Below are 21,106 nucleotides of genomic sequence, written 5' to 3' on the forward strand. Positions count from 1 at the left end.
TTTAGCCTCTAGTCGTCTTTCTGCTTCTGCGTCAATCTTTACTCCTCTTCTCTCTGCCCCATGAACCGTTCCCTTGCCCGACAGTTGTTTCAGCGCGAAATACAGCAGCCAGATGAACAGATTCATCTGGAACGAGCAGCACTTTATATAGCCCAGGAGGAATATCCTGAGCTGGAGGTAGAGGCATATTTGAATGCGCTGGAAACGATGGCGGCGGATGTCGAAGAGCGATTGCCTATAGAGTTTTATCCGCTCAAGATCATTCAAACGATCAACCGTTATCTTTACGATGATCTGGGGTTTGCAGGCAACACCACGGATTATTACGACCCACGAAACAGCTTTCTAAACGAGGTAATCGATCGTCGCACGGGTATACCGATCACGCTGTCGTTAGTTTATTTAGCGATCGCGCGTCGGGTTGGTTTGCCGATGGTAGGCATCAATATGCCGGGGCATTTTTTGATTCGCCCAGACCTAGAGGACGTAGAGATTTGCGTCGATCCGTTTCATCGCGGCGATATCCTATTTCCGCAGGATTGCGAAGAACGGTTGGCTCAAGTGTATGGTCGTCCAGTAGCGCTTAAACCGTCCTTTTTGCAAGCGGTCACGACTCGGCAGTATCTAACGCGAATGTTAACAAACCTGAAGGTGACATACATCGATCGTGGCAAGTTTGACAAGGCGTTAGCAGTCGTCGATCGCTTGCTGTTGCTGGTTCCCAACGCGCCTTTAGAATTGCGCGATCGTGGCATCCTTTACTATCGTCTCGATCGCCCAGTCGACGCACAGCATGATTTAGAAGCGTACCTTACCCTATCTCCCACTGCCGCCGAAGCACCAGCAATTCGAGAACTGTTGGCAACCATCCGTCAAGCAAACCAGCCTCTAAGTGATGCCTGATGCCTGCCCAGAGGTTGCCTTTACACTGCTAACACCCTTTTACTACCCACTCACATTACCGGGTTTGGGCATTCGTGACAGCGCCGCCCCGACACTGTTGTGACCAATTTGGTGCCTGCACACGTTTTGCTTGAAGGTTTTGGAGGCGGCTTCTGTAAGAAACCAATTGCGATCGATAGCCTGCTTGACTAGCAGGAGTTGCTGCGATCGCGGTGTTGACCACCCGAATCGCCTGCTGCCAGTTTTGGGCACAGGTTGCCTGCTGCAACGCTATATCCAGCGACCCCTGTCCAGACCCAGACTGTAGCGGAGTGGGTGACGCTTGACCATTGCCCGCTGCGGGAGCCGCTGCGCCAGGAGCCGCCTGAGGCGACGTAGGTGTTGCATTCGTCCCCGATTGAGCTGCACCAGGCTGAGTGGCTCCCGGTTGGGTTGTTCCAGAACGAACCGCTCCTGGTTGCACTGCTCCTGGTTGGTTAACTCCTGGTTGCACTGCTCCTGGTTGGTTAACTCCTGGTTGCACTGCTCCTGGTTGGTTAAGTCCTGGTTGCACTACTCCTGGTTGGTTAAGTCCTGGTTGCACTACTCCTGGTTGCACTGCTCCTGGTTGATTAATTCCGGGTTGATTAACTCCGGGTTGGATAGGTGGCACAAAGCCGCCAGTACCCTGAATCACCTGCGGCGGGCTTACAACACTGGTAGGGCTGGAACTGCCAGAGGCACCGACAGGCGCACCTGTGTTTGTCCCTGCTGGTTGACCATTGGTAGTTGTCGTTGTACCCGTTACGCCAGTCGTTGGAGTTGTACCCGTTACACCAGTTGTTGAACCAGGTGCAGTCTGTACAGGCTGCCCATTAATTAAGGTTTGAGACGTGCCAGTAGTTGTCCCTGCCGCTTGACCATTGGTAGTCGTTGTAGTTGTACCTGCGCCGCCAGTTGTTGAGGTTGTGCCGGTACCGCCAGTCGTTGAACCAGGCGCAATCTGTACAGGCTGCCCGTTAATGCTTTGAGAGGGCGCTTGAACTGCCCCGCCAGTTTGTCCACCCGTCGTTCGGGTGGCACCCGGCGTTTGTACTCCTGCTCCAGGCGTTCCCAGGTTTACACCAGGCGTTTGCACTCCCACACCAGGCGTTTGCACCCCTACGCCAGGCGTTCCCAGGTTCGTACCAGGCGTGGAGAGGTTTGGCGACTGACCGACTCCTACAGGTGTTTGGCTAACTAATTGGCTGAAAGCGCTGCCAGGTAGCAGAATTGGAGCGATCGCTGCTGCCAGAGAAGCCACTGATAGAGAAGCGGTTAGGCGTAGGATATGCATTAGGTTGCCCCCTTATTTAAGCTGCGTATTAAAACAGTGATCTAATTAAGTGAGCTTAGACAAGGTGGACAGGTAATACCTCTGTAAAAAGAGAGATTTGGCAAATGATTTCTAGCACGATCGCCCCTGAGCTAGCTTGCATCCTCTAAACTAAACAAGGCGATCGACCCATTGGGACACAAACTGCACCGTAAAGCAGTCATTGAGGACGAAAGGATCTTTACCCTTCTCCTCTATTTGTACTTACCCCGCTCCTCCTCTCAATTCCCGCCCCCTAGATGCTTTAGATGATACGTGCAATGAGTCGGACAAAAACCTGGAAACAAATTGGCATTTTTTCGCTGCTGGGCTTCTTGCTCAGTTGGCTGGTGAGTTGTAGTACTGGCGCTCCACCTGCTGCAAACAATGGGCAAGCAGGCGGCAAGCAAGAAGTCGAATTCTGGACTATGCAGCTCCAGCCCGACTTTACCGACTATTTCAATAAACTCATCGCCCAATTTGAGCAGGAAAATCCGACGCTCAAGATCCGCTGGGTCGATGTGCCCTGGGCAGATATGCAGCGCAAAATTTTGACGGCTGTCTCCGCTAAAACTGCGCCTGATGTCGTGAACCTGAACCCAGATTTTGCTTCGCAACTTGCACAACGCAACGCCTGGTTAACGCTGGATGACAAGGTTCCTCGCGACGTGCAGCAGCAATATCTGCCAAAGATCTGGAAAGCCAGCACGCTGAACAACCAGAGCTTCGGCATTCCCTGGTATTTAACAACGCGAGTGGCAATCTACAATACAGCCTTGTTAGAGCAAGCTGGAGTAAGCAAGCCCCCCGCAACCTATGCCGAACTTGCTCAGGTTGCCAAGCAGATTAAGGCGAAAACGGATAAGTACGCCTTTTTTACGACGGTTGTGCCAGAAGACTCCGGCGAAGTGTTGGAATCGTTTGTGCAAATGGGGGTCAATCTGGTCGATGCACAAGGCAAGGCAGCGTTTAATACGCCTCAGGGTAAAGCGGCATTTCAGTTCTGGGTGGACTTATATAAGAATGAACTGATGCCCAAAGAGGCGTTAACGGAAGGGCATCGCCACGCAATCAACCTGTATCAGCAAGGGCAAACTGCAATTCTGGCTTCGGGTGCTGAGTTTTTGAATACGATCGCCAAAAACGCACCGACGATCGCCAAAGCCTCTGCCTCTGCGCCACAAATTACGGGTGACACAGCAAAGAAAAACGTCGCTGTCATGAATCTGGTGATTCCTAAAAACACAGACGTACCTGATGCTGCCCTTAAGTTTGCCCTCTTTGTCACTAACGATGCCAATCAGCTCTCCTTCGCTAAAGCCGCGAATGTCCTGCCTTCTACGGTGAAGGCACTGCAAGACAGTTACTTTCAGACAGCACCAGCCAACGCCACGCCTGTAGACAAAGCCCGCATTATTAGCGCCAAGCAAATGCAGGATGCCGAAGTGCTGATTCCAGCGATGAAGGACGTAAAACAACTCCAAAAAGTGATCTACGATAATTTGCAGGCAGCAATGTTGGGTCAAAAGGGTGTCGATCAGGCGATCGCTGATGCTGCTGACCAATGGAATCAACGCAGCTAAACCTTGACCCATCGCTTTTAGGTCACAACGTTCGGTAAGAACGACAGCTACTCAAGCAAGACAATGGCGAAACATACCCAGGCACATATCACGCGTACGATCGAGTCCAACAAACCAGACTTCTTCAAAACTCGTACCAAAGAGCAGATGCACTACTATATGGGCGCGAAGCTGATCGAAATCGGCATTGAACCCAAAGCAGTGCTCTACCGTTGGTCGATGGAACCAAAAGGCAATAGCGAAGTCTGGACGTACAGCGCGTACTGGGGTGACTCTAAGGACAAGTTACTTCAGCAAGAAAGCGACTCTCAAACAGGCTCTCATCAGTAACTCTCAGTTGCAGTCAATAAAGTTGCAGCCGATAAATCTGGCTTAGGGACGAAGAACTCTTCGTTCTCAAGATTGATGCGTTTGATCGAAACTTGTTGACTAGCCATAAGCAAGTAGAAAACGTACGCTTGGCATAGGACACTTTTCCACTTGTCCTATAAGCAGATAGACTCTTGAGCTAATAGCCTATCCACTGTTTCGTTTGCCGCTGTTAGCCTTTCAGGCTCGTTGATTTCGCTACGTCACCAGTCTTAGGGTAGGTATAATTCTGCTCCTTCAACCGACTTTGCAACGATGTGCCAATTTGTTGCTTGCCCCCTTTAAGCAGCAGCCTCGCTTTTGGCAATTTATTGTAGTAGGCATCATTCAGGTGTGTCTTTTAACCCTCTGCTCGACCTTCTTTTCAAGTCATATCAAGCGTTACACAATCCAGGGCATGAGATTTTGCGCTCTGGACGTTACTTGAAAATGAAGCAGTTTGCTAAGGGAACGACCGCAGTGCATCTCCAAAGATTCAACTTTATTGGAGAACTAATGATGACCCTGAAACTAAAAGCCCTTGTGACAGTTGCTGCCATCAGTACCACTGCTGCTTTTGTCACTCATGCCAGCCCAGCATCAGCTGCATCACTGACCTGGAACCTTAATGCTCAGTTTGTTGGCGGTGGCACAGCCACAGGTTCATTCAACTATGATGCGACCAGTGGGGTACTGTCTCAGTTCAACATTAAAACGTTGGCTGGTACATCTGCACCGTCTAACTTCCTTTTTCCAGGTGCAACCTATACGGCTGCATCGTCTACTGGAAGCCTACAAGACTCTATTAGATTAGAACTCATTGGCTCCGAGTTCTCTTTCCAAACGTTGTTCTCTGCACCCTTAACAGAGGCGGGTGGCACAATTTCACTGGTGCCGTCATTTTCCTTTGAAAGACTTCCAGTTTCAGGTGGCGTCGGGATTATTCGTGACCTGGCAAGTGGAACAGTTACAGCATCAGCGACGGCGGTGCCAACACCCGCACTTTTGCCCGGTCTCGTTGGTCTAGGGCTAGGCGTTCTCCGTCAGAAGCGTAAGGCTGCACAGGCTAATCCGCTCAGTTAAGCTTCGGCTTCTGTTCCTTGTTTCATTGTTACTGTTGCTTGGTGGATCATCCGATCGCGCTCCTGCGATCGGATTTCTCTTTACAAGCAGCGTTTACGCACTCGTCAACGACGCTATCCTTGCGCGAAAGCCTGCTCTTGCCAGCGCGCTGACGACTAGCTGGTCATCCTGAATGCGAAACTGAGAGCCAAAGCCAACCACACACCGCTGGTTGTAGTTGCTGACAATGCCAATGATGGATACTTTTGCCTTGTCCTTTTCGCCCTGGTGCTCCAGCAAAACCTCTTTCAATCGCTGCCGCTCTGAAATATCGCTGGCAAGTTTAGGGTCAAGTTCGACCATCACCATGCGGACAGACTCGATCGGCTCAGCATCGTCAATGATGAACTGTACCTGATCATCGCGGCGATCGACCTTACCCCAGACCATCAGCCGTGCATCTGCTTGAATATGGTGCCCAATGCGCTCAAAGGATTTGGGGAACACGACCGCTTCAGTGTGGCCCGTCAAGTCTTCGATCTGGATGATTGCCATGCGATCGCCCTTTTTCGTCACGACGGATTTGACGCTGGTAAGCATGACGATCGCGCTAACGCTGGTGCCTTCTTTGTAATCGTTGAGATCGCTCAAGCTGATGGGAGCCAGCACTCGCGCTGATTCCCGCAACGCCTTAAGCGGGTGATCAGAAATATAAAAGCCGAGAATTTCTTTTTCTAGCCGCAGCTTTTCTTGCTGAGGAAAATCGGGTGTGGGTGGCGCTTTGGGAGCCAACGTAAAACTGGCAGGTGCTTCTTTGACTGCTGTACCACCACCGAACAAATCAAACAGGTTGCCCTGTCCGCTGGCTCGATCTTTCGCGCGCGACTGTGCCCAATCAATGACCAGATCCAGATCTTTGATCAACTGCTGTCGGTTGGGTTCGATCGTGTCGAAGGCTCCGCAGTAGATCAAAGCTTCCAGGGCGCGACGGTTAACGGTACGAGAATCAACGCGATCGCACAGATCCGCCAGGGATTTGAACGGTCCATCTTGATCACGGGCAGAGAGAAGGGACTCGATCGGTCCCATGCCTACGTTTCTCACACCGCCCAGCCCAAAGAGAATGCGGTCTGCCAGTGGCGTAAAGTCTACGCCCGATCGATTTACGTCTGGTGGTTCTACGCGAATACCCATCGCCATGCAGGAGGCAATATACCGCTGCACTTTATCCTGATCGCCACTGTTGGTGGTTAGCAGCGCCGCCATGTATTCGATCGGATAGTTGGCTTTGAGATACGCCGTTTGATACGTCACATACCCATACGCTGTAGAGTGTGATTTGTTGAAGCAATACTCGGCAAACATCACCATTTGCTCGAACAAATCAGAGGCAACCTTTGCCTTCACGCCATTCTTTTGAGCACCTGCGACAAACATCTCCTGATGCTTTTCCATCTCGGCTTTCTTTTTCTTACCCATTGCCCGACGCAGCAGATCGGCTTGACCGAGGGAATAGCCGCCCATGTCCTGCGCAATTTTCATGATCTGCTCCTGGTAGACCATGATGCCGTAGGTTTCGCTCAGGATGGAGGTAAGAATCTCGTGGGGATAGTCGATTTGCTCCCGTCCGTGTTTGCGGTTGATAAATTTGGGGATTAGTCCGGCATCCAGTGGTCCAGGACGATACAGGGCAAGCACAGAGGAAATATCTTCCAGACTATCGGGTTTGAGGTCGCGGACAATCTGGCGCATCCCCGAGGACTCTAGCTGGAAGACTCCTTCCAGTTCGCCCCGTGCCAAGAGTTTGTAGACTTCGGGGTTATCCAGCGGCAGACCATCCATGTCGATCGTCTCTTGCTTTGTCTGCTCGATTAGATCAACCGTTTTTTGAATCATGGTCAGGTTCTTGAGTCCCAGGAAGTCCATTTTTAGGAGTCCCAGGGATTCGATGTCTTCCATGTAGTACTGGGTGAAGACAGCACCGTCAGCGTTGCGCTGAAGCGGCACCAGTTCATCCAGCGGTTGCGCTGAAATCACGACTCCAGCCGCATGGATGCCAACACTCTTGTTCGTCCCTTCAATGCGGATGGCGGTATCAATCCACTGGCGCACGATCGGATCTTTGTCGTACCGCTCTTTGAATTCTGGTGCAGGCGTTTCTGCCGAAATCATCACCTTCAGCTTGGTCGGCTTACCACGCACCACGGGGATCATCTTCGCCATCTTATCGGCATCGCCGTAGGGAATGTTGAGCACCCGTGCTGTGTCTTTCAGCACCGCTTTGGAGGTCATGCGGTTGTAGGTAATGATCTGAGCAACCCGCTCGGTGCCGTACTTTTCGGTGACGTACTGGATGACTTCTTCCCGGCGATCGATGCAAAAGTCCGTATCAATATCAGGCATGGACTTCCGTTCGGGATTCAAGAAGCGCTCGAACAGCAAGCCGTGATGCACCGGGTCAATATTGGTAATGCTCATGGCGTAGGCAACGAGGGAACCTGCTGCCGAACCACGCCCCGGACCCACTGGAATCCGGTTGTCTCTGGCGTATTTGATGTAGTCCCACACGACGAGGAAGTAGGTGGCAAACCCCATCTGCTGCATCATCTTGAGTTCATAGTCCATTCGATCGCGGTAGACCGGCTTGATCTCTTCCCGCGAGTGGCATTTGAACCGTTCAAGCAAGCCCGCCCAAGCGACGTGCTCAAAATAGGCATCGGCTGTATCAAACCCCTCAGGGATGGGATAGTCCGCAATCCGGGGTTCGCCCAGAATGTGGTACTCCTCAATTTTGTCGGCAACTTCGAGGGTGGTGGCGATCGCCTCGTCAATTACGTCTTCCGTCAAATGATCCTGGAAGAGTGATCGCATTTCCTCAGCGGATTTGAGATATTCGGTGCCGCTATAACGCAGCCGCTTGTCTTCGGAGATCAGTTTGCCAGTTTGGATGCACAGCAGCGCATCATGCGCCTCTACGTCGAAGCAAGAGATGTAGTGCGAATCGTTAGTGGCAATAATTTGAATGTCGAGTTCACGGGCAATGTTGACCAGTTCGACGTTCACGATGCGGTCTTCCTGCGACCCGTGATCCTGGATTTCGAGGTAGTAATCGTCGCCAAACCGATCTTTGTACCACTGTGCCACTCGCCGCGCAATTTCCGGTCTGCCCTGAAGAATCGCCTGAGGCACTTCGCCACCCAAACACGCGCTCGTGACGATCAGTCCTTCGTGATACTCCTCCAACATCTCTTTGTTGATGCAGGGGCGGGCGAACAGCCCCTTACCTTGAAAGCCTTTGAGGTGGGAAAGAGTCGTGAGTTTGACCAGATTTTTGTAGCCGATGTCGTTCTTTGCCAGCACAATCTGGTGATACTTGGGGCGGCGCTCCTGCTTAGTGACATCACTATTCATGATGTACATCTCGTTGCCGATGATGGGCTTTACGCCTTTGCCCTTGCACACCTTTAGCAGTTCGATCGCCCCATACATGACCCCGTGATCCGTCAGGGCGATCGCTTTCATCCCTAGCTCAACGGCGCGATCGACCAGTTCCGGCAACTGACTGGCTCCATCAAGCAGGCTGTAGTCACTATGAATGTGCAGACCAACAAAGGACATACTATTACTCAAGCATCACGCGAATCCAATAAGGTTACTCGATCGCAGGCGCTACGGCTAGGCTTTTTTGTAAGAATTGACGCTAGATGTGGAGAGTATGCGATCGTTCTAACGGTGAACTGGACAAACGAAAATCACCCTAGTACCAATGTATCAGCACTGAGCGATTGTCCGAGTATTTTGTTTTCACCGCTTGCCTTCGCTCAAGTGCCTTCTAACGTCCGTAGCGCTTCATCCATGTAGGAGCGATCGCCCAGGACTTCTAGAAGTGGACCATGTTCACGAAATTTGACGACGCTGATGGAACCAGCAAGGGCATTGATGCGATCGCGGTAGCGCCCTAGATCAATCCCTAACAGGCTGCACAAGATAATGCGAATGGTGGCTTTATGTGACACGACCAGTACGTTACCAGTCTTGTGTTTTTGCTCAATTTCAGCGACTACTAATGAGGCACGACTGGCGATTTGCACAGAGGTTTCGCCGCCAGTGGGCGCGTTCCAGGCGGGTTCAGCCAGCCAGTGAATATAGTCGTCGGCGTAGTGTTCTTTGACATGCTCTTGCGTCAGCCCTTCCCATTCGCCGTAGCGAATTTCTTTGAGTCCATCGCGCAACTGCATTTCCAGCCCGATCGCGTCGCAAAGGGGTTTTGCAGTCGCGATCGTGCGTTTCATCGGGCTAACGTAGACGGCAGCCCAGTCGATGGTTTTATGGGCAGCAGCAAACGCCTCTGCCATTTTGAAGCCATTTTCTGTGAGTTCTGCATCTAGATCGCCACAATAGCCACCAGAGCGACTATAGGTGGTTTCACCATGCCGCACAAAATAAAGGGTTAGGGTCATGAGGCTTGCTTGCTGTCCTCGTCGTAGTGCATTCGATAAATGGGGTTGTCGAGTCCCAACTCATTCATGACGGTGCGAGCATGGAGGACGCGATCGGCGATCGAGAGCGAGTCGCTTAAAACGCCAAAAAGCGAAATTTCGGCTTCTAGCTTGCGGATTTCTTGCAGTAACGTTTGCTCAACATCGCCTTCAACGTCGTGCAGCTTGCTCATGAGCGTACTCCGCTCAACCTCATAGTGAGAATGAGAGTTTTTGAAATACTCATGGAGTTGCGTGACGAGAGACGCGACGGACTGGTGATCGACTAGAAAATGCGGATCTTTTGTTTCCATCGGGAGGTAAGGGGGGAGAAGGCAGGGGGCAGAGGAGGGAAGGCAGGAGGCAGAAGGCAGGGGGCAGAAGGTAATCCTTTGTCACCCAATGGTAGTGTTCAGTGACTCAATCGTCTTACATCAGGCGCTAAGGAACTGTTTATTGCTGACGTTATTGCTGACGGTTCACTGCCGACAACGACAAAACTCAGAACTCAAAACTCTGCTTTTAGGGCAGAGCGATCGCCTAAGCCAAGCCGGTTCCTGCCTGGACGTACTCTTTGAGTTCGACCGCGACGGGTTTGACGTACCAGATGTCTTCACAGTATTCGCGAATCGAGCGATCGGACGAAAATTTACCCATCCGCGCCGAGTTGAGAATGGAGAGCCGTGTCCAATACTCCTGATCGAGGTATGTCTGACTAACGCGATCCTGGCAGTCGATGTAGGACTGGTAATCTGCCAGCAGCAGGTAGTCATCTTTGTAAAGCAGAGTGCTGACCAACGGATTGAACAAGTTGGTATCGCCGTTAGAGAAGCCACCAGAGGCAATGCGATCGATCACCGCTTTGAGTGCTAGGTTGCTTTCGTAGTAGTGGTAGGGGTTGTAGCCTTTGGCTTTTAGCTCGTAGACTTCGGGTGTGGTGAGACCAAACAAGAAGAAGTTTTCGGCTCCTACTTCATCGCGAATCTCCACATTGGCACCGTCCAACGTACCGATCGTCAATGACCCGTTCATGGAAAATTTCATGTTCCCCGTGCCAGAGGCTTCCTTGCCTGCCAGCGAAATCTGCTCAGACAGGTCAGCAGCAGGATACACCCGCTGGGCAAACTTCACGTTGTAGTCTTTCAGGAAAACAACTTTGAGGCGATCGCGCACATCAGGATCGTTGTTCACCACATCCCCTACGGAGTTGATGAGCTTGATGATCAGCTTTGCCATAAAGTAGCCAGGAGCCGCCTTGCCACCAAAAATAAAGGTGCGTGGCGTAATGTGGACATCCGGGTTCGCTTTGATGCGGTTATAGAGGGTGATGATGTGCAGCACATCTAAATGCTGGCGCTTATACTCATGAATCCGCTTTGCCTGGATGTCGAAAAGCGACGTGGGATCAACATCTATGCCGTTGACCTGCTTGATGTAAGTGGCAAGGTCCTGCTTAATCGCCAATTTGATGTCTCGCCACTGCTGGCGAAAATCAGCATCCTCAACAAACGCTTCGAGCTTGCGAAGGTCGTCGAGGTGTTTGATCCAGCCATCGCCAATTTTGCTGGTGATGAGGTTGGTCAGACGAGGATTACTCAACACCATAAAGCGGCGTGGCGTGACTCCGTTCGTCTTGTTGCTAAATTTTTCGGGATAGAGTTCGTAGAAGTCGCGTAGCACGTCCTGCTTAAGGAGTTCGCTGTGCAGGGCGGCGACTCCATTGATGGCATGACTGCCCACACACGCCAGATGCGCCATACGGACGTAGCGTTCGCCTGCTTCATCAATCAGCGACATCCGGCTCAGGCGCGCGTCGTCATTGGGAAACTTACGGCGAATGTCGTCCAGAAACTGGCTGTTGATTTCGTAGATGATCTCCAGATGGCGCGGCAGGAGAGTGCTAAATAGCCCCATGCCCCAGCGCTCTAATGCTTCTGGCAGCAGCGTGTGGTTGGTGTAAGAGAGCGTCTTTTGCGTGATGCGCCATGCAGTATCCCACTCAATGCCGTGTTCGTCCATGAGCAGGCGCATGAGTTCGGCAACGGCGATCGCAGGGTGCGTATCATTTAACTGCACCGCAAACTTCTCGTGGAACTGCTCCAGCGGAATGCCCTGACGAATGAGGATCAACATCATGTCTTGCAGAGAGCAGGACACGAAGAAGATCTGCTGAGCAAGGCGTAGCTTCTTACCCTGAGCCGATTCGTCGTTGGGGTAGAGTACTTTCGTGAGCGTTTCGGAAACGGTTTTCTGCTGCACCGCGCGGAAATAATCGCCAGAGTTGAAGGCGGCAAAGTCAAACGATTCGGCGGCGGCGGCGCTCCAGAGACGGAGGGTGGTGGCAGTGTTGGTCTTGTAGCCCAGGATTGGCGTGTCGTAGGGAATGCCCATCACGACTTCGTGGGGAATCCAGCGGGTACGATTGCGCCCATGTTCGTCGGTGTAGCGTTCGGTATGACCACCCAGCTTCACTTCGACTGCCCATTCGGGACGAGAAATTTCCCAGGGATTGCCATAGCGCAGCCATTTGTCGGTGCTTTCAATTTGCCAACCGTCGCGGATGTCCTGGTCAAAGATGCCAAACTCGTACCGAATGCCATAGCCGATCGAGGGAATATCGAGTGATGCCATGGAGTCGAGGTAGCACGCCGCTAACCGTCCCAGACCACCGTTGCCCAGTCCAGGCTCTTCTTCTTGCTGGAGCAGCGCGTCAAAATCAAGACCGAGTTCGGTAATTGCTTGCTTGGCTTCGTCGTAGATGCCCAGGCTAATCAGGTTATTGCCCAGGTGGGGACCCATAAGAAACTCGGCAGAGAGGTAGGCAACGGTGCGTACGCCTTGATGGGTATGAGTTTCGGCAGTAGTGAGCCAGCGTCGCAACAGCCGATCGCGCACAGTGTATGCCAGCGCCATGTAGTAATCGTTTTGGGTGGCAATGTTGGCGAACTTGCCCTGAATGTAGAACAGATTGTCTTGAAAGGCGCGTTTGAGCGTTTCGACGCTGAGTCCAGTGCGATCGTCCTCGACGACGACAGTTGGCACGCACTCGATCGGTTGATTCGGTACAGTCTGCATAGTTGTGAATTCCTTCAAAATTTACGCTTCAGCCAGGTGGAACGCGGCTCCCAGCCCTGCGCCCATTTCTGCTGGTGTAATCTTGCCGTCGTGGTTGATATCGATCGCATCGAAAACGGCATCCGTGCCCATCCATTCTTCGCGGGTGATGAAGCCATCCCCATCCAGATCGTAAGCGTGGAAGATATCTTCAGCCGCGTGCAACACAAATTCTTCGCCCTCCAGCGCTGCCAGCCGCTTTTCAAGCAATTTTTCGAGGGCGACTAGTGCTTTGGTAAAGCCTGTGATGCCTTCGTCGAGCTTTTGCGTTGCCATTGGGTCTTCAGCGTGGAGTTGGTCAAAGGTGGCTTTGTCGATCGTGAGCTTTTCCAGTTCTAAGCCAGCCGCTTTAGCAGGATCAAGCTTACGGGGCAGTTCCGCTTCAGTCGTTTGTAGCTCTTTAAGCAGGGCGGGCGAGATGGTGAGCAAATCGCAGCCTGCCAGTTCGGTAATTTCGCCAAGGTTGCGGAAGCTGGCTCCCATGACTTCAGTTTTATAGCCAAACTTTTTGTAGTAATTATAGATCTGGGTTACAGACAACACGCCAGGATCTTCAGTCGCGGCATAGTCTTTGCCAGTGTTGGCTTTGTACCAATCAAGAATGCGTCCGACAAACGGCGAGATGAGAGTGATCCCTGCGTCAGCGCAAGCGATCGCCTGATGGATGCCAAACAACAGCGTGAGATTGCAGTGAATGCCTTCTTTTTCGAGCGTTTCAGCCGCTTTGATGCCTTCCCAGGTAGACGCGATTTTAATCAACACGCGATCGCGCGCTACGCCTGCGGCTTCGTATTGAGCAATCAGGTCACGACCTTTGGCGATCGTCGCTTCGGTATCGTAGGAGAGCCGAGCATCCACTTCGGTTGACACGCGACCGGGAATAATTTTGAGAATGCGGAGACCAAAGGCAACGGCGAGGCGATCGAACGCCAGGGTCAAAATCGTTTCGTTGGGGGCATCGGCACCCGCATCTCGCTTTGCCCGTAGCAAGGTTTCATCCACAATTTCCTGATACTGGGGCATCTGTGCCGCTGCCGTAATCAGTGAGGGGTTGGTCGTGGCATCGCGTGGCTTGAAGGTTTCGATCGCCTGAATATCGCCCGTATCTGCGACGACAACCGTCATCTCCCGCAGTTGCTCGAGTAGGTTCGTTGCCATTGGTTACTCCTGATCGGTTTTTGGTCGAGTTGGCATTGTCTGAGTGCAAGACTCCGAGTGCGATCCACAGCTATGCACAGGCTACACCATCACGCTAGCGAGCGACTTAATCATACTAATGGTACTGGATGTAAAAACGGAGAGTAGCATCCAAAAACCCTGGTCTATTGTTTTGCTGGCTACTGACCAGAGGTTGAATGCTAATAGATTTCTTAAGGTTTGCCGACAGTTTGGCAATGGAACACCGCACCGCTAACTGTTATATCCCTGCGGGTCGCGTGGGCACTCTAAACACGTCAAATCTTTGAGAGAAAAAGACCGATGACCAACCGCATTAGTGCTGCGCTGACCCAAAGTGATCGTGAAGCCGTGATGGATGCCATTACCACTATTAAAACCAGACTACCGTTCTTGATTGATCTCACAGCCGAGGAGTGTAAAGCACTGCCCAAGATGGGCGATAAGAGTCGCGCATTTGTGAGCAAGGCGCTAGAGGTTGCCACGCAGAACCCGGACTTTTTGCCGCGCTCGTTTGACCTGGAGGAAATGCGGAAGGATGTGCAGTTGTTTGAGGCGATGTACCCGATTGTGATAGCGCTGGCACAACTGCAAGAACTGGTGGATGATACGACCACAGCAGCCGGTAGTGAAGCGATGGCAGCAGCATTGCAGGTCTACAGCTACGCGAAGGCAAGTGGACAGGGTGCTGGCTTAGAAGGGCTGGTGGAAGAATTGGGTCAGCGTTTTGCCCGCAAGACACGCAAGCCAAAGCCACAAACTGCAAACGTCTAGTGTCAGGCTCCAGAAACCGGGTTTCTCCTTCAAGTTGCTTTGCGATGGCGATCGCTTGCGCCCCAGAAATCCGGTTTCTTGCCTGCTTGAATCTGACCATTGGAGCAAAAAGGTCGGCGCTTCGAGCAAAAAGGTCGGCACTTCGAGTTCGGAACTGCAACGATCGAGCAAAAAGCTCGGTGCTTCGAGTAAAAAGCTCGGTGCTTTGAGTTCGGAACTGCAATTGTCGAGCAAAAAGGTCGGCACTTCGAGTAAAAAGCTCGGTGCTTCGAGTAAAAAGCTCGGCGCTTCGAGTTCTGAACTGCAACGTTGGAGCAAAAAGCTCGGTGCTTGGAGTAAAAAGCTCGGCGCTTCGAGTTCTGAACTGCAACGATCGAGCAAAAAGCTCGAAATAGATCCCTAACTTCTTTGAATAGCCCTGATTGTGCTGGTTAAGCCAGATACAGACGTTAGGTATCTCGGCTAGAGCCTGTAGGTTGAAGGTTAAGGTGGGAACACTGAGCGCTTAGGATCGGGAATTTAATAAATCCGCAAACTGTACGGGCGGGTTTAGCAGACCAAACTGCATCCTGCAATGATTTGACAGCAAAACCCGCCCCTACCAAAGATCGAACTTATTTAATTTCCATTCCTTATCATGTGTTGATCGATCGCTCCCCTCCATTAATCTCACTTTGAACGCCCCTCATGCCAGCTACAACTGCAAGCCTCCAAAAATTTGTTCAGTACTGCCAGCAGCATCTTAAAGGCGATGAAAAAGGCGAGTCGTAAAACTTTCTCGATCGCTTCTTTCAGGCGTTTGGACATGAAGGCGTAAAAGAAGCGGGGGCAACGCTAGAGCAACGGGTAAAAAAGGGCAGCAAAAAAGGCAATACGGGCTTTGCCGATCTGGCATGGCAGCCCCACTTGCTGATTGAGATGAAGAAGCGGGGTGAAGACCTCAACAAGCATTACGCGCAAGCCGTCACGTACTGGATGCAGCTACAGTGCCCCAGCTATGTGATGCTGTGCAACTTTGATGAATTTTGGATCTACGACTTTCGTAAGCAGTCCGAAGAGCCGATCGAGAAGATTGCGCTAGCACATTTGCCCGATCGCATCGGGGCGTTCACGTTCATGAATCCAGAGTTGGAGCGTGCGCCCGTCTTTAACAACAATCTAGTGTCGGTGACGGAGAAAGCCGCCGGACGCATGGGCGAATTGCTGACGATGCTGACGAAACGATCGCGCGATGCGGTTGATCCGAAGACGGCACAGCGGTTTGTGCTGCAATGCGTGCTGGCAATGTTTGCTGAAGACCGGGATCTGTTGCCAAAGGATCTCTTTATTAGTCTGGTGCGCGAGTGTTTAGACCGTACTCGCCAGGGCAAACCCTCAAACACCTACGATATTCTGGGCAACCTGTTTCAGGAGATGAATCGACCGGGCATTGCTCCCGCAGGACGCTATCAGGGCGTGGACTACTTCAACGGTGGCTTGTTTCGGGAGGTGCATCCCCTGGAACTGACTGGGAAAGAACTAGAGCTACTGGAAGCCGCCGCCTCACAAGACTGGAAAGCAGTGCGCCCGTCCATCTTTGGCAACATCTTTGAGTCGGCGATCGGCAAAAGCGACAGCAAAGAACGTCATGCCCACGGCATTCATTTCACCTCTGAAGAAGACATTCTCAAGATCGTTCGCCCCACGATCACGCGCTATTGGGAAGAAAAAATCGCTAGCGCGACGACACTAGGCGAACTCTCCACGTTGCAGACCGAGTTGCGTAACTACAAGGTGCTTGATCCTGCCTGTGGGTCGGGCAACTTCCTTTACATGGCGTATCTAGAGCTAAAACGGCTAGAGCGCGTACTGCAAGACAAGATTGATGCTCGTGGACGATCGGAGCGCGGACAGGGACAGATGAGCATTGGCTTTGTCACCCCGCAGCAGTTTTACGGCATGGACACAAATGCGTTTGCGGTGGAGTTAGCACGAGTGACGCTGATGATTGCCCGTAAAGTAGCGATCGACCTGTGCGATATTCACGACCAGCCCCCTCTACCGTTAGATACGCTGGATGAAAATATTGTTTGCAAAGATGCGCTGTTTACCGAGTGGGTGAAAGCGGACGCAATTATTGGCAATCCACCGTTTTTGGGTGGTTATCGAATGCGGCAAGAACTAGGAGACGAACAGACTGAGCACATTTTCGGAAAGTTTTCTGAAGTAAAAGATCAGGTAGATATTAGTAGTTACTGGTTTCACCTCGCTCACGATAATTTGGATGAGGCAGGTAGAGCAGGCTTTGTTGCTACAAATACTATTTGTCAAGGAAAGTCGCGCAGAGCATCACTAGATTACATTACTCAAAACAGCGGACGTATTCATGACGCTATTTCAACTCAGGTCTGGTCAGGTGAAGCTAAAGTTCATGTCAGTATTGTTAATTGGTGCTATCAAAAAGTACATAACTTCTACTTAAACGGTGAGGCTGTTCTATCCATAAACTCTTCACTAAATGCAGAGATTGATGTTTCAGGAGCATTAAGGTTAGGAGCAAATATAAATCATTGTTTTCAGGGTGTAATGCCAACAGGGAAAGGATTCATAGTAGCGCCTGAAAAGGCTCAGGAATGGATAAAAGCTAAACCTGAGAATCAAGAAGTAGTCAAACCGTTCTTAGATGCAGGAGATTTAGCGAAATCTCCAAATGGGATTCCTACTCGTTGGATTATTGACTTTAGCAACATGGATATTGAAGAGGCAAGCGATTATAAACGACCTTTTGAGCACGTTAAAATCACTGTCAAACCAGAAAGAGATACTAACCGCGAACCCATTTTGAGAGAGAAGTGGTGGAGATTTAAGCGCACTCATGCAGCAATGAGAAATTCTATCGCTCCGTTACAAACCTGTTTCAGCATACCTGCTCACTCTAAGTGGTTTATCTTTCTACCTACTAGCGCAAGCTGGCTCCCCAACAATTCAACCAAAGTAGTTTCCTCCGAAGACTTCTACATTCTTGGCATTCTTACCTCAAACGTTCATCGCACCTGGGTAAAAGCACAAAGTTCCACGCTGAAAGGCGATACTCGCTACACTCACAACACCTGTTTTGAAACCTTTCCCTTTCCCCAAACCCCAGCCTCCACTCTCATCACCGCCATCCGCACCACCGCTCAAGATCTCCACAACTACCGCAGCACCCAAATGGAGAAAAAACAGTGGGGCATCACCAAGCTCTACAACGAATACTTCCACGAACCCACCAGCCAACTCCACAAACTCCACGCTAAGCTTGATACCCTTGTCCTGCAAGCCTACCGCTTCAGCCCAGACGATGATCTGCTCGAAAAACTGCTGACGTTAAACTTAGAACTAGCCGCAAAAGAAAAGCAGGGAGAAGCGATCGTTGGTCCCTGGGCACCGACACAATTCAGCTAACTATCCATAACGCCTTTTTGGACCGTAACTTTTACAAGCGACAGCAGCGAGGTGAAGAACCCTAATGAAAATCCAGTATTTTTCTGAAACAGATACGCTAGCGATCGAGTTAACAACAAAGCTGATCGCTTCAACAGATACCATCACTGATGATTTGATTTTGGACTATGACAGTGATGGCAAAGTGGTTGCCATTACCCTAGATAACTGTTCTCGCAATGTAGAAACAATTAATTTACAAGCATTAGGAGTACCTCTTTTAGCTGCATAAACTGCCCAACGAACTACCAGCCAACTTTACAATCTCCAAGCCAAACTTGAAGCGATCGTCCTGCAAGCCTAAGCTTCAACAGATGCCATCACTATCGTTCTCATTGCACCGTGAGATGACCCACCAGAAGCTATCCCGCAACGCCTTCTTAGATTTTGATAATGAAACCGTCATTGCCTGGCTTTTTCTAGCGCCTGCCCTGCTGTTGTTGGGAATCTTCGTGCTGTATCCGATCGCCTACCTGTGTTACCTCAGCTTTACCGCAGGCAGTTTTACCAGGGCTGGCGTTCACTGGGTTGGCTTGCAAAACTATTGGCGCTTGTTTCTGACTCCCGATTTTTGGCAAGTCGTGGGCAATACGATCGTTTTTACCGTCGCCACTGTGCTTCCTAGCTTGCTGCTGCCGCTGGGTCTGGCAGTATTGCTCGATCGGGCGATCGTCCTGCGCGATCTCTTACGAGTGGCATACTTTTTGCCGTCGATTACCTCGCTCGTTGCGGTCGGTCTGGGATGGCGATGGCTGTTTCAAACAGAGGGACCGGTCAATCAATGGCTGGCATTACTTGGTATCGACCCCATTCCCTGGTTGAGCAGCACTGTCTGGGCAATGCCTGTGCTGATCTTGTTAAGCATCTGGAAGCAAATCGGCTTCAATCTGGTCGTCTTCCTGGCAGGGCTGCAAACCATTCCTATCAGCCGCTACGAGGCTGCCACGCTAGATGGAGCCAACGCCTGGCAGCAGTTTTGGCACATTACATTGCCGGGGCTGCGACCCACGCTAATCTTTGCCGCAGTGACAACAGCCATCTTTACCCTGCGAAGCTTTGAGCCAGTCTACGTCATCACGGGTGGCGGACCGCTCAACGCCACAAATCTGCTGGTGTATTACATCTACGAGCAGGCATTCGCTCAATTTGACTTCGGTTATGCTGCCGCTGCCGCCACGCTGCTGCTTGGAGCAACGTTAGTACTGGTGTCTGTCCAGCTAAGGGCATCGCGCGAGACAGATTAAAAGTTGGGTACTGTGAAAGATACTTTTTGGCATAGAAGGATTGTCTCTATCTTGGGACAACCCCTCTACCCTTTCTAGCACTACTGAAGCTACCCAACTTAGACGGAGGGAGAAACATGTGCCCGCTGGTCGATCGCAGCAAAGTCCACTCGCTCTGCATGCCCCCAAAACGCCTCGAGGTTATAAAATTCCCGCTCTTGCGGCATCAAAATATGGACAATGACATCGCCATAATCTTGCAGCGTCCAGCTTCCTTCTGACTGCCCTTCTGTACGAGTGGGAAGGCGGTGCAATTCCTCTTCAACCTTGTCCTTAATGGAACCCGCGATCGCCCGCACTTGTGCCTTCGAGAAGCCCGTCACAATAACAAAATAGTCTGCCAGCGTGGAAATATGTGCCACTCGTAGAAGCGTAATATCGGCACCTTTGCGATCGTCAGCAGCACTAGCAGCCGCAATCGCGAGTTGCAGGCTTGGATCTTGAGCGATCGTTGCAGCGTCAACAACGGTTGTTAAAGCAGCATCTAAGGAAGATTCTTGAGCGTAATTTGGCATTTAGTCTCCAGTTCTATAAAGTAGTTTTAGGCGTCAAGTAGTGGGTGAGAACGAGCCTTCCAACAGCCCCAGGCCGGAACAATTAAGGTGTGCGCGAGACAGGCAACTTCTTGTCAAATGGCTTTTTGTCAGTCAGTGCCAACGCCCAGTTGCGGGTTAGCACCATACGAGGATGAATTTGTTGAGAACGAGCTAGCAAGTGACGCAGGGACTCGTCGCAGGTTTGCCAAACGGCATGATGGAGATCTTGCTGGCTAAGACGCCGTAAGGCTTCTAGCTCCAGACTATCGCCCCGCCCTGGCTCCAGACTATCGGCTAGGAAAACGATACAGCTTAACGCACTCATGCCGGGGCACCCCAGCGTATGATGGCGAATCGCATCCAGCACTGCGTCATCGCCAATGCCAAATTCATCTCTAGCGACGATCGCCCCGACCGCAGCATGAAGCAAATGTGGATTGGCTAGCTCTACGGGATCGAGCGTTAGACCCTCCGCTTGTGCCATCTGGAGCAGACGCTGCGGCTTAAAGAACTTTGCCAAATCGTGCGTTAAGCCTGCTAAAGCCGCCTGAGCAACATCAACCTGATGCCGTTTAGCTAACTCGGCTGACATCTGCTCAACCCGCAAAATGTGCTGCAGGCGACTGTTCGGCACATTCTTTTGCAACCAGGTAAGAATGCGCTCGCGTAAAACTGATCGTTCTGAAACCTCTTGATCTAAACCCGCAACTCCTGCAGCTAGAAGATCTGAGGCAGCGCCACATGCATCGCTGGGATGAGGTAGCGGGCGTGCTGACGCTGGGCGCTCAGGTAGAGAAGGGCGATGAACACTAGAAAGGGCAACCAATGATGCGTTATCTGAAGTCAGCTTGGCAGGCTGCTTAATAGGCTTCAGATGCTTTACACCTGCTGCTATAGGGGAATCCAGGTTGGGATCGGATTCACGCATGCGGGTGAGAAGCTCCTAGTTTGCACCGAGAGAATTCATACCAAGAGAGAAGGTGGCTACAGACGATCGTAATCGAGGTCAAAACGGTTTAGGTAGGGAAGAAATTTAGCTGACTTTATTCTAGCT

16 protein-coding genes and 1 pseudogene are annotated in these 21,106 nt (G+C 51.4%); 9 read left to right on the top strand and 8 right to left on the bottom strand.

Annotation, left to right across the window (positions count from 1 at the left end):
• Positions 1 to 60: 60 nt before the first annotated feature.
• Positions 61 to 903, top strand: a complete 843-nt coding sequence (locus H6F76_RS29105) for a transglutaminase-like domain-containing protein (protein ID WP_190513603.1) — start codon at positions 61 to 63, stop codon at positions 901 to 903.
• Positions 904 to 958: 55 nt separating this feature from the next.
• Here the strand turns inward: H6F76_RS29105 and H6F76_RS29110 are convergent, their stop codons facing one another.
• Positions 959 to 2,218, bottom strand: coding sequence for a hypothetical protein (locus H6F76_RS29110; protein WP_190513605.1), 1,260 nt, complete (start codon positions 2,216 to 2,218; stop codon positions 959 to 961).
• 299 nt (positions 2,219 to 2,517) lie between these two features.
• Here H6F76_RS29110 and H6F76_RS29115 point away from each other — a divergent pair, with 299 nt between their 5' ends.
• From H6F76_RS29115 to H6F76_RS29125, 3 genes are all read left to right on the top strand, one after another.
• Positions 2,518 to 3,819 (top strand): sugar ABC transporter substrate-binding protein, encoded by a 1,302-nt coding sequence (locus H6F76_RS29115; protein ID WP_190513607.1) that lies wholly within the window; start codon positions 2,518 to 2,520, stop codon positions 3,817 to 3,819.
• 63 nt (positions 3,820 to 3,882) lie between these two features.
• The gene (locus tag H6F76_RS29120) at positions 3,883 to 4,149 is read left to right on the top strand and encodes a hypothetical protein (RefSeq protein WP_190513609.1); all 267 of its coding nucleotides are present in this window, start codon (positions 3,883 to 3,885) and stop codon (positions 4,147 to 4,149) included.
• A 534-nt stretch (positions 4,150 to 4,683) separates the two neighbouring features.
• Entirely contained in the window at positions 4,684 to 5,250 is a 567-nt protein-coding gene (locus H6F76_RS29125) for a PTPA-CTERM sorting domain-containing protein (RefSeq protein WP_190513611.1), read from the top strand.
• 93 nt (positions 5,251 to 5,343) lie between these two features.
• Here H6F76_RS29125 and H6F76_RS29130 read toward each other — a convergent pair whose 3' ends face one another.
• The 5 genes from H6F76_RS29130 to H6F76_RS29150 form a co-directional block, all read right to left on the bottom strand.
• The gene (locus H6F76_RS29130; protein ID WP_190513612.1) at positions 5,344 to 8,847 is read right to left on the bottom strand and encodes a DNA polymerase III subunit alpha; all 3,504 of its coding nucleotides are present in this window, start codon (positions 8,845 to 8,847) and stop codon (positions 5,344 to 5,346) included.
• A gap of 203 nt (positions 8,848 to 9,050) precedes the next feature.
• Positions 9,051 to 9,689 carry a histidine phosphatase family protein gene (locus H6F76_RS29135; RefSeq protein WP_190513614.1) on the bottom strand — a complete coding sequence of 213 codons (639 nt, stop codon included), beginning with the start codon at positions 9,687 to 9,689 and terminating at the stop codon, positions 9,051 to 9,053.
• On the bottom strand, positions 9,686 to 10,021 hold the full coding sequence (locus H6F76_RS29140) for a hypothetical protein (RefSeq protein ID WP_190451334.1): 336 nt from the start codon (positions 10,019 to 10,021) through the stop codon (positions 9,686 to 9,688). The genes H6F76_RS29135 and H6F76_RS29140 overlap by 4 nt, the downstream gene beginning before the upstream one ends.
• A gap of 226 nt (positions 10,022 to 10,247) precedes the next feature.
• On the bottom strand, positions 10,248 to 12,782 hold the full coding sequence (locus H6F76_RS29145; protein WP_190513616.1) for a glycogen/starch/alpha-glucan phosphorylase: 2,535 nt from the start codon (positions 12,780 to 12,782) through the stop codon (positions 10,248 to 10,250).
• Between the two features lie 21 nt (positions 12,783 to 12,803).
• Positions 12,804 to 13,979, bottom strand: coding sequence for a transaldolase (locus H6F76_RS29150; RefSeq protein ID WP_190513618.1), 1,176 nt, complete (start codon positions 13,977 to 13,979; stop codon positions 12,804 to 12,806).
• Positions 13,980 to 14,300: 321 nt separating this feature from the next.
• Between H6F76_RS29150 and H6F76_RS29155 the strand changes: the two genes are divergently transcribed.
• From H6F76_RS29155 to H6F76_RS29175, 5 genes and pseudogenes are all read left to right on the top strand, one after another.
• The gene (locus H6F76_RS29155; protein WP_190513620.1) at positions 14,301 to 14,771 is read left to right on the top strand and encodes a hypothetical protein; all 471 of its coding nucleotides are present in this window, start codon (positions 14,301 to 14,303) and stop codon (positions 14,769 to 14,771) included.
• 55 nt (positions 14,772 to 14,826) lie between these two features.
• Positions 14,827 to 15,174, top strand: coding sequence for a hypothetical protein (locus H6F76_RS29160; RefSeq protein ID WP_190513621.1), 348 nt, complete (start codon positions 14,827 to 14,829; stop codon positions 15,172 to 15,174).
• A gap of 284 nt (positions 15,175 to 15,458) precedes the next feature.
• Positions 15,459 to 18,194, top strand: a pseudogene (locus tag H6F76_RS29165) (DNA methyltransferase).
• Between the two features lie 64 nt (positions 18,195 to 18,258).
• Complete coding sequence (locus tag H6F76_RS29170; protein WP_190513623.1) at positions 18,259 to 18,465, top strand: DUF2283 domain-containing protein; 207 nt, start codon at positions 18,259 to 18,261, stop codon at positions 18,463 to 18,465.
• 115 nt (positions 18,466 to 18,580) lie between these two features.
• Positions 18,581 to 19,477, top strand: a complete 897-nt coding sequence (locus H6F76_RS29175; protein WP_190513625.1) for a sugar ABC transporter permease — start codon at positions 18,581 to 18,583, stop codon at positions 19,475 to 19,477.
• Between the two features lie 98 nt (positions 19,478 to 19,575).
• Here H6F76_RS29175 and rsfS read toward each other — a convergent pair whose 3' ends face one another.
• Together rsfS and yqeK are read right to left on the bottom strand one after the other, a co-directional pair.
• The gene (gene rsfS, locus H6F76_RS29180; RefSeq protein ID WP_190513627.1) at positions 19,576 to 20,031 is read right to left on the bottom strand and encodes a ribosome silencing factor; all 456 of its coding nucleotides are present in this window, start codon (positions 20,029 to 20,031) and stop codon (positions 19,576 to 19,578) included.
• Between the two features lie 82 nt (positions 20,032 to 20,113).
• Entirely contained in the window at positions 20,114 to 20,980 is an 867-nt protein-coding gene (gene yqeK / locus H6F76_RS29185; RefSeq protein WP_190513629.1) for a bis(5'-nucleosyl)-tetraphosphatase (symmetrical) YqeK, read from the bottom strand.
• Positions 20,981 to 21,106: the final 126 nt, after the last annotated feature.

The organism is Leptolyngbya sp. FACHB-321, from assembly GCF_014695975.1.
In the GTDB taxonomy this organism is placed as follows: domain Bacteria; phylum Cyanobacteriota; class Cyanobacteriia; order Leptolyngbyales; family Leptolyngbyaceae; genus Stenomitos.